Below are 14999 nucleotides of genomic sequence, written 5' to 3'. Positions count from 1 at the left end.
ATTTCATGGGAAGACGGCTGAAGAAATTTATCAAAATTTTTTCAGAAAGATTGCCTAAGAATTTTTTAGAAAAAAAGCGACAATTACTATTGCAATTTACGCAACAGTGGGAGTTTCAAATAGATCTTCTCCTATTTTTTTTAAAGGGATCTCATTTTCATCTATGATTCCATTTTTATTGCTATCAAAATATATCTGGAATCCAGAAAAAATCTCATAATTTCCTATTTTTATGAGATATGTTTCCTCTATATTTCCATAATTTTTTATCTGATAAGGAAGATTTACTTCAGCTCCATACTCTAAATTAAGTACTGGAAAATAATTTTCTACTTCAAAAGCCACTATCTCTTTCAAATCAACTATTACATAGTTAGATACGGCTAATATCTTTTCACCACTCTCTTTTTCATATGACAAAAATGTTTGTGTGATTATTTTCTTACTATTTAGAGTTTCTCCAAGTGAATTTTTATTTATAATCAAAGAAAATACAATGATAAAACAACACAAAAATTTTCTCATACTACTTCCTCTCTTTTATCAAAAGATCTTAGTACAATAATATATTTCTACAGTTTCTTGTGAATCCAACTCTTCTAAAAAAAGTTCAATTACTCCTCCATAACCTTCTAATGGATGATCTTTTATTGGAATAATTTTACCTTTTAATTTATATACTGGATACCCTTTTCCAGTTAAGCCTTTATCTCCGTAAGATAGTTTACTATGTTTTCCAATAGGATTAGTTATATTCAGATTAAAAAGTTTCTCATCACTTATATTTGTTATATCAACCCTATAGAATACAACATCTCCTCTTTTTCCAGTCAAATTTGTGAGTTGATATGGAAAATCTAATTCATTGTCATTGTTCACATCCAATCCTTGATATCTAACTATCTCTATTTCAGAACCATTACTTCTCATTATAAAAAAATCTGGAGCATAACTTACTTTGTTCTGCATCTCTTCATAGTCATTTTTATAACTATACTTTAACTTATTTTTATATACATCTTCTGGAAATTTATCATAGTCAGGTTTTAAATGAAGGGCTAGAATACTGCTTCCTTTAAGTTTTTTAGCATCTTTTGCTTCAAACTCAACTTTGCTATTTTCTAAGTTTATTTTAACATTTTCTAGCTCTAATTTACCCTCATCAAAATATATCTTTTCTTTACTATTAAAAGAAACAAAATATGAACTTTTCCTATCAATTGTAAATTTATCCTCAAAATCATTGGTAAACTTTAATTCACTAATATCCCTATTATTTAAATTTTTCATATCATAATATAAGATTGCTGTTCCATCATCTAATCTTTCCCAATAATTTTCAATCTCAAAATCAGACCTCTCATAAACTACTCTCGCTTCTACTATATTTGATTCCTCTTTTATATAGATATTTGAAATTAATGCCTCATTCCCAATTTTATACCCATCTGCATAGAGTATAAATTGGAAAAAAGAGTACAGTATTACTAGTATAAGAAATTTTATTTTACTTACTCTTTCTTCTCTTAACATAATACCGTACTCCCTTCCACTAATTATTAATTAGAATTTTTTATGCCTATTCATCAACTTTTACATTATAGTATATTTCAATGTTGTCTCCTGGGTTTATCACTGGTATACTTAATGTTACACTTCCAGAAGCTCCAACTTCAGGAACACCTTCTATCTCTACAAATGAACCTCCATTTGTTCTCCATACTGGTTTACCTGTCATTGTTGCACTTCCATCACCATGGAACATAGTTGTATAATCAGCGATCTTATCTGCAACCACTATATTAGTTGCACTACCATTTCCTGTATTTTGGATAACTAGTTTATAGAATATAGTATCCCCTGGGTTTACAGTTAAAGCATCTTTTGTATATTCACTATCAGGAGTATTATCTTTATTTCCATCTACAGCTTGGTATTTTTCTATTCCTAAAGTAGCTGTTGGTATAGTATAAGTTACTGTATTAGTATTTACTGCTGGAATATCTGTTATTCCATTGTTATAAGAGTATGAAGCTGTATTTGAAACTACTGTTCCTGGAGCTGTACTTTCTTTAGCTTTAACTCTTAGTAATAATACACCACCTGCTGTATTTACTCCACCACCTGCTGGTACACCTTTTAATTTAACTGATAATACATTATTAACTACTGATACATCTATCTCATCAGAAATTACTTCATATCCTGTAGCTGTTAATGGTAACGCTTTAGATGTAGTCCAATTAAATGGAGTCCAATCAGCCACTGTTGCATCAACTTCTATATCTGATGATAGATTATCTGTTATTACCACATTTGTTGCTGGTATATTAGCATCATTTGTTATTTTAAATCTGTATATAAATGAATTTGAATTATCTATATCTAAAACACTTTTTTCAACTTCAATTTTTGCTTTTTCTGGAACTGTGTAAAGAACAGTTTCTGTATTTGCTGAAGGTACTATCTCTTTACCATTGTTATAAACATATGAAGCTGTATTTGAAATAACTGTTCCTGCTGCTACACCAGCATTAGGTTTAAATCTTATTACTAACATACCACCTTTTGTATCAGTTATTCCTGCACCTGCTGGTACTCTTTTAGCTTTAAATGTCATTACACCATTTACTATTGATACATCTACATCATCTGCTATAGTTTCATATCCTGTAGCTGTTAACGGTATACTTTTGAAAGTACTACTTCCAAATGGATACCACACTGCAATATCTTTATCTGCATGAATATTATTTGGAAGGTTATCAGTAATTACCAAGTCTTTACCTATTACATCTGAATCATTTGTTATTTTAAATACATAAATAAGTGCATCTGGAACTGCTGTTTCTCCTAATGATTTTTCAACTTTTACATTAGCCACTGGTTGTTCTATATTTAAAGTGATTGTACTCCAATCCACACCTATAGCTGAGCTTGTACTTCTAGCATAGATTCTAAATGTTTCTGTTCCAGTTATTTCTGGTTTTAAACTTCCTACTACAAAGAATTTAAATAGATCACCATTTGCTACATCTGGAGTTAAATCTGTTATCTCAGTAGTTTCTGAAGCTTGTTTTATTCCATCACCATTTGTATCCACTATATATTTTACTGAAGCGAATATATCTCCAACTTCTTCTACTGTTAATCTAAATTTCTCTACATCTCCCATTTTATTCTCTAAAGTTTGAGGTATAACTACTTCTTTACCTGAAACTGCATTAAGTGTTAAATCTGAAGAAAGTAAAGCTGAACCAGCAGCTGAAATTGATGTTACAGTTATTGAACTGTAGTCACTTACACCTGTATCAACTTTAGAAGTTGCAAATGTTCTAAATAGAGTAGTCGGAGTAGCTTCTAACCATCTTCCAGCAAGTATTACATTGTACTTTTCTCCTGGATTTAACTCTGGTGTTTCAGTTACTACAACATTTTCAGAATCCTGTTTTATTCCATCTCCATTTGTGTCTAGATAGAAAATAGGATTTTCAATATAGATTCCGTTTTCTATACTTAATGTATAAGCATCTTTTATATTTCCTATATTTTCAATTGTTTGAGGAATTGTGAATAGTGTTTGTCTTACAAATGTCTCACTTAGATCTTTAGCTATAGCTACTGCACGTTTTACAGGTATTGTATAAGATACTGTATTTGTATCTTTTGTAACCATAGTTCCTGTTCCATTATCAAATGTATAAGATGCTGTATTAGAAATAATAGTTCCTCCAAGTTCACCATCTTTTGGTTTTACTCTTAAATGTAATACACCACCTGCATCATTTCCAGTGTGATTAGCTGCTATACTTTTTACTTTTAAAGTTAAAACTCCATTAACTACTGAAAAATCTATTTCATCTGCATTATCTTCATAACCAGTTGCAGTTATTGGAACCTCTTTACCTACACTTGAACCAACTGGGAACCATACACCCATATTCTTATCAAGAACTATATTACTTGCTAAAGTGTCAGTAAGAGTTATATTTGTAGCAGGTGTATTTGATTCATTTGTTATTTTAAATACATAAATAAATGTATCAGGTTCTCCTGTTTCCCCTATACTTTTTACTACTTTTACATTTGCATATGGTTTTATAGTAAATTCATTTGTATTCCATACAACTATATCTTCATCATCTAAAATTCTAGCATGAACAATATATTTCTCAACTGTATTTGCTACAGCACCTGTTGGAACTTGTCCAGTAACAATTAGAGATATACTCTCTTTTGCTTTTACTATTGGAGTCATAGTTGATTCTGGAATAACTGTAGTCTCATTGTCATCTAAGACTCCGTTTCCATTCTCATCAATAATGAAAGCTAAATCAACTAAATCATCACCATTAGTTAAATAAACTGAAATACTTGTATCTATATTACTAGCATTTGTTATCTTAACAGGAAAAGCTATTCTCTCTCCTGGAAAAGCTGATGATATAATACTAGGTGATATAGTTACTGCCTTAACTGGATTTACAGTTACTGTAACAATATTTGATAAAACAACTTGCTCTTTATTAGTTGTGTCCATAAATGTCAATGTTGCTTGAGTTCCTATAGTTATATTTGCTGGAGCTGGAGCAGCTTGTACATTCAATCCTCCAAAAATTAAAAATATAAACAATATCATTCGATAAAAATACTTAGCCATAAATTCACTCTCCTTAAAAAAATTTTAAAGAAAGACAATTTTAATTAACAGAAACACCAAATTTAAAAGTTCTCTCTTCATTTGGTTTCATGCTATCAACTGTCCATCTAATAGATTTATACATCGAATCGGCAACAGGTCTTCCGTCACTACCCAAATAAGGATATTTTTTATAATCTTTACCATCTGTTGATACAGAGTAAGAATCACTTGGTGAAATATAAGTTGGAATCAATGTTGTGTATTCTGGTATTGGAATACTTGGCATTATATTTTTCACAACTCCCTCATCATCATTTTTTACTTTAAGAGTATAAATTAGTGTATCTCCAGGATTGACATCTTTTGCCTGAATTAGTGTCATTTTTCCTGAATTCATCTCCATTTTTTCAACTGTTAAATTAAAGTCTACTTTAGCATATGCACATACTAAATTAAGTAACAAAATAAACATTAAACATATCTTTCTCATAAAAACCTCCTATTTATAAAATAATAATAACTCACTATCCCCCTTTCATAAAATTTTTCTGCTCTAATATTTATACTCTCTATTTAATTAATACTAAACTTTTGTTAATTTCCTTTTTATTTTTTTCTTTTTTTTTATTTTTTTGTCAAAAAATTGTCACAATTAAAAAAAAGACACTGATTTCAAAGTTAAAATAACTTTAATTTCAGTGTTTTTTCAAACATTTTTGTATCTATTTTAGTTTATTTTTATTAGTCTAATCCCAATATCTTTCCATTGTTATAATAACCTGATACTATCAACTCACCTTCGTTACTATAAGCTCTCCATCTGCCATCTCTTATTCCTTCTCTGTATTCTACATCATAAAGTATTTTTCCATTTTCATCAAAATACTTCCAAACTCCCTCTCTCAAACTATTCTTTACTATCCCAGAACACAAAATCTCTCCATTTTTATGATACAGTGCCACACTAACTACTTTTTCTCCTTCAAGAAATATATTTTGAGCATCCAACTTTCCTTCTTCATCATACATCTCCCAAAATCCAGATCGAATATCATTTTTATAATTTCCTGTTAGTTTTAATTTCCCATTAGGATAGTAGTACAACTGTTTCCCCTCTAGCTTTCCTCTACTATAATTTTCTATTGCAGATATATTTTTAGTGTTTTCATCATAGAAATACCACTCCCTATCTCTCTCTCCATTTTTAAAATATCCTTTTACAGAGAGAGTTCCATCCTCAAAATAACTAAAAACCTTTCCATCTCTTACCCCATTAACAAGAGTGATATCGTTCTCTATTCTCCCATTTTTATGATGGGTTATTTCATGTGTTATTTTAGCATTTATATTGCTACAACCAATGATAACAAAAGATAAAATTATAACTAAATATTGCATAAGTTGCCTCCTAGATAAATCTGAGTATATTCTACTATAATTTTTAAATATCTTCAAGAATTTTATCGTTGTTTAAAAAATGAAAATAATTTATAATTCTATATATACAATAAACATATTTTATATTATAATATTATATGTTACATTTAAATTAATTAATGGAGGCAGAACAATGAAATTAACTCTTAGAGAGAAAGAAAAGCTTTTAATCGTAGTTGCTGCTGAGGTAGCTAGAAGAAGAAAAAATAAGGGATTGAAATTGAACTATCCTGAAGCTATTGCTCTAATAACAGATGAGCTTATGGAAGGAGCTAGAGAGGGGAAAAGCGTTGAAGAACTTATGAGTTTTGGAAGAACCATCCTTACAAGAGATGATGTAATGGAGGGAGTTCCTGAAATGATAGAAACAGTCCAAGTAGAGGCAACTTTTCCTGATGGAACAAAACTTGTCAGTGTAAAAGATCCAATTGAATAGGGGAAAATAATGAGACCGGGAGAGTATATTTTAAAAAAAGATAAAATTGTATGTAATGCTTCAAAAGAAGCTATTACTCTAAGAGTAATAAATAGAGGAGACAGAGCTATACAGATAGGATCTCACTTTCATTTTTATGAAGTAAATCCTATTCTTGAATTTGATAGAGCTAAAGCTTACGGTAAAAGACTGGATATTGCCGCTGGTACAGCAGTAAGATTTGAACCAGGAGATGAAAAAGAGGTAAAACTTATTGATATTGGTGGAAATAGAAAAGTTTATGGATTAAACGATAAAATCAATGGGACTTTAGATTAGGAGGAAATAATGAGTTTTGAAATTGGAAGAAAACAGTATGCTTCTATGTATGGTCCAACTACTGGTGATAGTATAAGACTTGCAGATACAGAGCTATTTATAAGAATAGAGAAAGATTTTACAACTTATGGTGATGAGTGTAAATTTGGTGGTGGAAAATCTTTAAGAGCTGGAATGGGACTTAATCCAGTAGAGAAAAGAGATAATGAAAAAGTTGTTGATACAATAATTACAAATGCAGTTATCCTTGACTATACAGGAATCTATAAGGCTGATATTGGAATAAAAGATGGAAAAATTAAGTTCATAGGAAAAGGTGGAAACCCTGATATGATGGACAATGTAGATTTTATCGTATCAGCTAGTACAGAGGTTATTGCAGGAGAGGGTACAATAGTAACAGCTGGAGGAATTGATACTCACGTTCACTACATCACTCCTGAAATAGTAGAAACAGCCTTAAGTGGAGGACTTACTACTCTAATAGGTGGTGGAACAGGACCTGCTGAAGGAACAAAAGCTGTAACTACAACTCCAGGAGCTTGGCACATACACAGAATGCTTGAATCAGCTGAAGGTTTCCCTATCAACTTTGGATTCTTTGGAAAGGGAAGTGGAGCTGTAGAGGGACCAAATGAGGAGCAAATAGAAGCTGGAGCTATTGGATTAAAAGTACATGAAGATTGGGGAGCAACAAGATCTGCTATAGATAATGCATTAAAATGTGCTGATAAATATGATGTACAGGTAGCTCTTCACTCTGACACACTTAATGAATTTGGATTTGTAGAGGATACAATAGATGCTATTAAAGATAGAGTTATTCATACTTTCCATACAGAGGGAGCTGGTGGAGGTCACGCTCCTGACATTGTGAGAATGGCATCATTTAACAATGTTTTACCTGCATCAACTAACCCTACAAAACCATTTACTGTAAATACTATTGCTGAACACTTAGATATGCTTATGGTTTGTCATCACTTAGATCCAAAAGTGCCTGAAGATCTAGCTTTTGCTGACTCAAGAATAAGAGAACAAACTATAGCAGCTGAGGATATTTTACAAGATATTGGAGCTTTGAGTATAATGAGTTCAGATGCTTTAGCTATGGGAAGAATCGGTGAAGTTGTAATGAGAACTTGGCAGACAGCTCATAAAATGAAATTACAAAGAGGAGTATTAGAGGGAGATGAGGAGTACTCTGATAACAACAGAGCCAAGAGATATATAGCTAAATACACTATTAACCCTGCTTTAGCACATGGTATTTCTGAGTATGTTGGATCGATAGAAGTTGGTAAATTTGCTGATTTAGTTATATGGGAACCAGCATTCTTTGGAGTAAAACCTAAGATGGTTGTTAAATGTGGAATGGTTGCTCAAGCTGTAGTTGGAGATGCTAATGCTACAATTCCAACTCCTGAACCAATGATGATGAGAGCTCAATTTGGAGCTTATGGAAAAGCTACTGCGTCTACATCTATCACTTTCGTTTCAACTTATGCTTTTGAAGATAGAATAAAAGAGAAGTTAGGATTAAATAAGATAGTTTTACCAGTCAGAGGACACAGAACTCTAACTAAGAAGGATATGAAATTGAATAATGTAACTCCAGATATAACTGTTGATCCACAAACTTATGATGTAAGAGTTAATGGAGAACTTATTACTTGTGAACCATTAAAAGAGTTACCAATGGCACAAAAATATTTCTTATTCTAATTTTTATATAAAGGAGAACAGATGATATTAGATAAAATTTTAGGAAATATTAAAGATTTGGATATGCACCATGATGAGTGTGAACATCATCACCATGATGAGCAACACATACATATAGAGAGAATATATCTAGAGAGTGATGAGCTTTTAAAGAGAGTTTTAAGAGTTACATCTGATCATGGAAATGAGTATGGTATCTCACTTCCTAAAGGGAGCGAAATGAGAGATGGGGATATTCTTTTTAATGATGGACACAATATGGTAATCATCTCTGTAAAAGAAGATGATGTACTTGTAATCACTCCTAGAGATATAAATGAGATGGGAGAGGTTGCTCATAATCTTGGAAACAAACATCTACCTGTACAAATAGAAGATGGAAAAATTATAATCCAATATGATTATTTAGTAGAAAAATTCTTAATGGATATAAAAGTTCAATTTGAAAGAAAAAATATGAAGTTAAAGCAGGCATTTAGACATGTTGACCACAGCCACTAAAATGAGATTTTTAAGCATCTTACAAATTTGTGATTCAAATTTTCCTGTTGGTTCTTTTAATCACTCTTTTGGAATGGAAACCTATCTGAGAGATGGACAGATATGTGATAGTCAAACTCTTAAACTTTGGTTAAACTCATATTTAGAACATCAATTTATTTATTCTGATGGATTTGCTATCAGACTTGTATATGAGTATTTAAAGGATAATCAGCTTGATCAGATCTGGCAATTAGATAGAATGCTAACAGTTCAAAATAGTGCAAAAGAGAGTAGATATGGAGCTAAACTTGTTGGTCAAAGAATGATAAAAACTTATTTGGAACTGTATGATATTCCTTTATTGAGAGAGTATGAAAAGAGAATCAAAGGGAAATTATCATTTGGTAGTCCTAGCATAGCTACAGCTATTTTGATGTACAATCTAGAGATCTCTATGGAGGAAGCTTTAACATACTATATGTATAGTACAGTGTCAACTTTAATCCAAAATGGAGTGAGAGCAATTCCGTTGGGACAAAAAGATGGACTTTTAATAATGAAAGAATTTTTTGAGATTTTTGAAAATTTAGTAGAAAAAATAAAAAAATTAGATTTTGATGATTTTGGACTAACAGTACCAGGATTAGAGATTTCACAAATAAATCACGAAGGTTTAATATTTAGACTTTTTATGTCTTAATGAATAGAAGGGAGATAGAATGGAACCAGTTATAATAGGTGTTGGTGGACCAGTCGGTTCAGGAAAAACACTTCTTATTGAAAGAGTTACTAGAGTAATGGCAAAAGATTATAAGATTGCTGTTATTACAAACGATATATATACAAAAGAAGACGCAATGTTTATGGTAAAAAACTCTGTTTTACCTGAAGATAGAATAATCGGAGTAGAGACAGGTGGTTGTCCTCATACAGCTATAAGAGAGGACGCTTCTATGAACTTTGCAGCAATAGATGAATTAAAAAGTAGATTTGACGATTTAGATATAATATTTTTAGAAAGTGGTGGAGATAACCTAGCTGCTACTTTTAGTCCTGATCTAGTTGATTTCTCAATCTATATCATTGACGTGGCACAAGGGGAAAAAATCCCTAGAAAAGCTGGTCAAGGAATGATAAAAAGTGATATGTTCATTATAAATAAAATAGATTTAGCACCATATGTGGGAGCTAATCTTGATGTAATGAGAGAGGATACAAAAGTATTTAGAAAAGAAAAGGATTTTATCTTTACAAACTTAAAAACTGATGAAGGTGTTAACAGTGTTATTCAATGGATAAAATCTAACTGTCTTTTAGAGGGGTTAAAATAAGATGAGAGAAAAAATCACAGTAGATGATTTAAGACAAAATAATCTTGCTGGTTATACCGAACTCATTTTAAAAAGATTTCCTAGAAGAACAGGGGCTAGTAAAAGCTATACTGTAGGAGCTGCAAAAGTATCTCCAGCTATATATTTAGATAGTGATGAGATACCTTGCTACTACTTAATACAATTAGGTGGTGGATATATTGAAGGAGAATACTATGAGAATCAGATCAAACTCTTGAAAGATAGTCATACTATCCTCACTACACAAGCTCCTAATAAAGTATATAAGAGTGAGAATGATATTCCTTCTAAACAGTATACAAAAATTGAACTTGAAGAGAATAGTAATTTAGAATTTATCAACGATAGTGTAATCTTATACAAAGATGCTGTCTATGAACAAAAAACAGAGATTTTTTTAGAGGAAAATAGTACACTTATATACTCTGATGGTATTACTGCTGGTTGGTCTCCAGATGGTAAACTTTTTCAATACACAAGTGCTAAAATGAAAACTGACATCTACTTACAGGGTGAACCTATCTATTTAGATAATTTAAAAATAGTTCCTCAAAACTATGATGTTCAGAGTTTTGGTGTTTTAGAAGGATATAAAAACTTTGGAACAATGCTTGTAATAAGTAGTAAGGTTGATAAAGAGTTGGTTAAAAAGATAAAAGAATTGACCAAAAATTTGAATTTAGATGTTAAATTTGGAATATCTCTTCTTGAAAAAAATGGATTTGTTGTCAGAATTCTTGGAAATCTTACTCAAGACATTCAAAAAGTCATTGGAACTATCCATAATTTTATAAGAGATGAATTTTTTCAACTAGAAAGTTTAGATTTAAGAAAATATTAGAACTTATACAGTATTGAATAGGAGATAATAAAGGAGAATAGATGAATTTAAAAAAGATATTTTTAGGATTTTTAATATCAATTTCAAGCTTTGCATATAATAACGTAAACTATATATTTGATGACGGTGTCTATAAAAAAGAGATCACAGTTACTAAAGCTCCTAAAAGAGCTGTAACCCTAGCACAATTTATGACAGAAACACTTTTAGCTCTAGGTTTAGAAGATAGAATGATTGGAACAGCTCTTCTAAATGAGGAGATACTTCCTGATTATAGAGAGGCTTATAGCAAAATTCCTGAACTTCAAATGGGAGAGGGGCACTCTATTTCAAAAGAGTCCTTCATTGCTACTGATCCAGACTTTGTAACAGGTTGGGAGCAATCAATTACTGAAGAAGCTACTGGTTCATTAGATGAATTAGAAGAGAGAGGAATAGTCCCATTTATTTCTAGTGGTTTAGCTCCTGATGCTACTATTGAAAGTGTTTACTCTGATTTCATCCTACTTGGAAATATATTTGAAGTGCCTGAAAGAGCTAAATCTATTGTAGATAAGATGAAAAAAGAGGTAGCAACAATAACAGAAAAAACAAAAAATATAAAAAGTAAGCCTAGAGTATTAATCTATGACTCTGGAGAGGGTGAAGCCTTTGTAGGTGGTTCAGGACTTCCTAATGATCTTATCTCTCTAGCTGGTGGAGATAATATATTTAAAGACTTAGGACAAGATTATACAACAGTATCTTTTGAAAGTATTGCTGAAAAAAATCCTGAAATAATAGTGGTAACAGAGTATTATTCTGGTATAACTGGAGATGAAAAGATCAAATTCTTAAAAAATCACCCTGGATTAAAAGATATAGATGCTATTAAAAATGATAGAATATATAAGATAGGTCTAATTGATCTTGCTCCAGGTATAAGAAATTCTAAGAGTGTAGAAAAACTATATAATATGTTTTATGGAAATGATAAATAATGCTAAAAGAGAAAAATAGTTATTTATTTATGCTAATTATACTAAGCTGTCTGCTTATTTTTAGTATAATCTTAGGTATCTCATTTGGAACTAGTTATATTCCTATGAAAACAGTTTACCACTTCTTAATAAATAAACTTTTTAACTCTGAGATTTTTACTATAGATTGGAAAAAGAATATTGAGTCTATAATTTGGGAGATAAGGGCTCCTAGAGTTTTACTCTCTGCTATCAGTGGTTCAGGTCTTGCTATTTGTGGTGTACTTATGCAGTGCATTACAAAAAATCCAATTGCTGACCCCTATATTTTAGGCATCTCATCTGGAGCTTCCTCTGGGGCTGTAGCTGTTATTATTTTAGGTGGTAGTAGCATGGGATTTCTCAGTATTACCAGTGGAGCTTTTACTGGAGCTCTACTCTGTGGTATTCTAGTTTTTATTATAGGTACTCAATATGGAAAAAATATCTCAACTGTTAGATTAATTTTAACTGGTTTAGCTGTTTCAACCATATTCTCTTCCATAACAAATATTTTAGTTTACTCTGCTAAAAACTCTAATCAAGTTAGATCTGCTGTATTTTGGAGTATGGGTAGCTTGGGAAGAGCTCGTTGGGGAGAGATATCTATCCCTTTTATAGCTTTGATGTCCATACTTTTAATCTCCATACTTCTTGCAAAATCCCTTGATATTCTATTATTGGGGGATAATACAGCTAAGATGATGGGAATGGAAGTCGGAAAGATAAAAACTATTATAATTTTAAGCTCTACTCTCCTTATCTCAATACTGGTGGCTATGACAGGTTCAATTGGGTTTATAGGACTTATAGTTCCGCATATTTGTAGATATTTTTGTGGAAGTAGTCATAAAAGACTTTTACTCTGTTCATTTTTAACAGGAGGAATATTTTTAATAATCTGTGATACAATTGCTCGGACTATGTTTCCTCCTAGAGATATTCCTATAGGAATAATTACCTCTATAATTGGAGGTCCATTTTTTCTATTTATGATAGGGAAAAATAGATACTCTTTTGGTGGTGAAAAATAGTGCTAGAAATAAAAAATTTATCTTATAAAACAAAGGGAAAACTGATCTTAGATAATCTTACTCTAAAATTTCCAAATAAAAAATTTATAGGAATAATAGGTCCCAATGGTGCTGGAAAATCAACTTTATTAAAAAATATCTATGGTGTCCTTTCCCCCAGTTCAGGTAGCATTTTGATCGAGGGGCAAGATATAAAAAAAATTAGTAAGAGAGATCGAGCTAAAAAAATAGCAGTTCTAGCCCAAGAAGATAGTAGTCAATTTGATTTTACAATAGAACAGATAGTGGAAATGGGTAGGTATCCATATAAAAATATCTTTGAATCCTATTCACAAGAGGATAGGGATATTGCAATTAAAATGTTAGAAAGAACAGGGATGAAAAAGCATATTGGAAGATATTTTAAAGATCTCAGTGGTGGAGAGAAACAAAGGGTATTAATAGCTAGAGCTTTGGCACAAAACACACCTATTTTAATACTAGATGAACCTACCAACCATTTGGATATAGGCTTTCAACTACAACTTCTACATATGATAAAACATCTGGATATAACAGTTATCTCTGCCTTACACGATCTCAATTTGGCAGCTATTTTTTGTGATTATATCTTTGTAATGAAAGATGGTAAAGTAGTAGATGAAGGTATTCCTGAAGATATCCTAACCAAAAGTAATTTAAAAACTATTTTTGGTATAGATTCTTATATTGGAAAAAATCCCGTAAATGGTAAAATACAGATCTCTTATATGACAAGCCACTACCATATTGATGGAGTGGGCTTAGATCATTCACATAAAGATAAATTTACAGGGATTCATTCACATATTGTTAAATAATTTTTCATATTATTTATAATAAACTTCATAAAAAAATTGCCAAATTCAACTCTAATATGTTATAATTAGTAAAGTAATTTTTTAAATTACATATGTAAGATAAGATGAGAAGAAAATCAAGGAGGACTTATAGTGGATAGACTAAAAGGTAAAGTTGCTCTAGTTACTGGTAGTGCTAGAGGTATAGGAAGAGCAATAGTTGAAAAATTTGCAGGAGAGGGAGCTTTAATGGTAATCTCTTGTGATATGGGCCCTGCTGAATATGCTCAAGAAAATGTTAGACACGAAATTTTAAATGTTACAGATAGAGATTCTATAAAGGATTTTGTTAAAAAAATCGTAGCTGAATATGGTAAGATTGATATTCTTGTTAACAATGCTGGAATTACTAAAGATAACTTCTTAATAAGAATGTCTGAGGACCAATGGGATGCTGTTATTGATGTTAACCTAAAAGGTGTATTCAATATGACTCAAGCAGTAGCACCTGTAATGACAAAAAATAAAGCTGGTTCTATAATTACTCTATCTTCTGTTGTAGGTGTTTATGGAAACGCTTGTCAAACTAACTATGCTGCTACTAAGGGTGGAGTAATATCTATGAGTAAATCTTGGGCAAAAGAGTTAACTAGAAAGGGAGCTCAAGTAAGAGCTAACTGTATAGCTCCTGGATTTATTTCAAGTGCTATGACAGATGCCCTACCTGAAGATGTAGTGGCTAAAATGTTAGAGAGAACTCCATTAGGTAGATTAGGAACTGTTGATGATATAGCTAATGCAGCTCTTTTCTTAGCAAGTGACGAATCTTCATATATAACTGGTCAAGTTATAGAAGTAACTGGTGGAATGACACTATAATCATTAAAATTTGAGAAACTATCAGATCTTGATAGT

16 protein-coding genes are annotated in these 14999 nt (G+C 31.2%); 11 read left to right on the top strand and 5 right to left on the bottom strand.

Features of this window, described 5'->3' with window-relative positions; genetic code table 11:
* Positions 1-96 precede the first annotated feature (96 nt).
* The 5 genes from ABNK64_RS09145 to ABNK64_RS09125 all read right to left on the bottom strand — a co-directional run bounded on the left by ABNK64_RS09145 (position 97) and on the right by ABNK64_RS09125 (position 6040).
* Positions 97-525: a hypothetical protein gene (locus ABNK64_RS09145; RefSeq protein WP_349764178.1), complete on the bottom strand. Its 429-nt coding sequence runs from the start codon at positions 523-525 to the stop codon at positions 97-99.
* A gap of 18 nt (positions 526-543) precedes the next feature.
* Complete coding sequence (locus tag ABNK64_RS09140; protein WP_349764177.1) at positions 544-1533, bottom strand: hypothetical protein; 990 nt, start codon at positions 1531-1533, stop codon at positions 544-546.
* Positions 1534-1579: 46 nt separating this feature from the next.
* Positions 1580-4660 (bottom strand): hypothetical protein, encoded by a 3081-nt coding sequence (locus ABNK64_RS09135; RefSeq protein ID WP_349764176.1) that lies wholly within the window; start codon positions 4658-4660, stop codon positions 1580-1582.
* 40 nt (positions 4661-4700) lie between these two features.
* Positions 4701-5132, bottom strand: coding sequence for a hypothetical protein (locus ABNK64_RS09130; protein ID WP_300342834.1), 432 nt, complete (start codon positions 5130-5132; stop codon positions 4701-4703).
* A 251-nt stretch (positions 5133-5383) separates the two neighbouring features.
* On the bottom strand, positions 5384-6040 hold the full coding sequence (locus ABNK64_RS09125; protein ID WP_300342832.1) for a toxin-antitoxin system YwqK family antitoxin: 657 nt from the start codon (positions 6038-6040) through the stop codon (positions 5384-5386).
* A gap of 172 nt (positions 6041-6212) precedes the next feature.
* Here ABNK64_RS09125 and ABNK64_RS09120 point away from each other — a divergent pair, with 172 nt between their 5' ends.
* The 11 genes from ABNK64_RS09120 to fabG all read left to right on the top strand — a co-directional run bounded on the left by ABNK64_RS09120 (position 6213) and on the right by fabG (position 14963).
* The gene (locus ABNK64_RS09120) at positions 6213-6515 is read left to right on the top strand and encodes an urease subunit gamma (RefSeq protein WP_235236526.1); all 303 of its coding nucleotides are present in this window, start codon (positions 6213-6215) and stop codon (positions 6513-6515) included.
* 9 nt (positions 6516-6524) lie between these two features.
* On the top strand, positions 6525-6833 hold the full coding sequence (locus ABNK64_RS09115; RefSeq protein WP_300342829.1) for an urease subunit beta: 309 nt from the start codon (positions 6525-6527) through the stop codon (positions 6831-6833).
* Positions 6834-6842: 9 nt separating this feature from the next.
* The gene (gene ureC, locus ABNK64_RS09110) at positions 6843-8558 is read left to right on the top strand and encodes an urease subunit alpha (RefSeq protein ID WP_291255339.1); all 1716 of its coding nucleotides are present in this window, start codon (positions 6843-6845) and stop codon (positions 8556-8558) included.
* 21 nt (positions 8559-8579) lie between these two features.
* The gene (locus ABNK64_RS09105; RefSeq protein WP_349764175.1) at positions 8580-9059 is read left to right on the top strand and encodes an urease accessory protein UreE; all 480 of its coding nucleotides are present in this window, start codon (positions 8580-8582) and stop codon (positions 9057-9059) included.
* Positions 9040-9741 carry an urease accessory protein UreF gene (locus ABNK64_RS09100; RefSeq protein WP_349764174.1) on the top strand — a complete coding sequence of 234 codons (702 nt, stop codon included), beginning with the start codon at positions 9040-9042 and terminating at the stop codon, positions 9739-9741. Before ABNK64_RS09105 ends, ABNK64_RS09100 begins: the two co-directional genes overlap by 20 nt.
* Positions 9742-9760: 19 nt before the next feature.
* Positions 9761-10372, top strand: a complete 612-nt coding sequence (ureG, locus tag ABNK64_RS09095; RefSeq protein ID WP_291255342.1) for an urease accessory protein UreG — start codon at positions 9761-9763, stop codon at positions 10370-10372.
* Position 10373: 1 nt separating this feature from the next.
* A complete protein-coding gene (locus ABNK64_RS09090; RefSeq protein WP_300342821.1) occupies positions 10374-11234 on the top strand; it encodes an urease accessory protein UreD in 861 nt (286 codons plus the stop codon).
* Between the two features lie 41 nt (positions 11235-11275).
* Positions 11276-12214, top strand: coding sequence for an ABC transporter substrate-binding protein (locus ABNK64_RS09085; RefSeq protein ID WP_349764173.1), 939 nt, complete (start codon positions 11276-11278; stop codon positions 12212-12214).
* Positions 12214-13266, top strand: coding sequence for a FecCD family ABC transporter permease (locus ABNK64_RS09080; protein ID WP_349764172.1), 1053 nt, complete (start codon positions 12214-12216; stop codon positions 13264-13266). The genes ABNK64_RS09085 and ABNK64_RS09080 overlap by 1 nt, the downstream gene beginning before the upstream one ends.
* Positions 13266-14105, top strand: coding sequence for an ABC transporter ATP-binding protein (locus ABNK64_RS09075; protein WP_291255346.1), 840 nt, complete (start codon positions 13266-13268; stop codon positions 14103-14105). The genes ABNK64_RS09080 and ABNK64_RS09075 overlap by 1 nt, the downstream gene beginning before the upstream one ends.
* Before the next feature lie 132 nt (positions 14106-14237).
* Positions 14238-14963, top strand: a complete 726-nt coding sequence (gene fabG, locus ABNK64_RS09070) for a 3-oxoacyl-[acyl-carrier-protein] reductase (protein ID WP_300342815.1) — start codon at positions 14238-14240, stop codon at positions 14961-14963.
* Positions 14964-14999: the final 36 nt, after the last annotated feature.

This window comes from Fusobacterium sp. SYSU M8D902 (assembly GCF_040199715.1).
Lineage (GTDB): Bacteria > Fusobacteriota > Fusobacteriia > Fusobacteriales > Fusobacteriaceae > Fusobacterium_A.
Note: the sequence above shows the minus strand (reverse complement) of the source record. Positions and strands in the feature narration are given on the sequence as shown.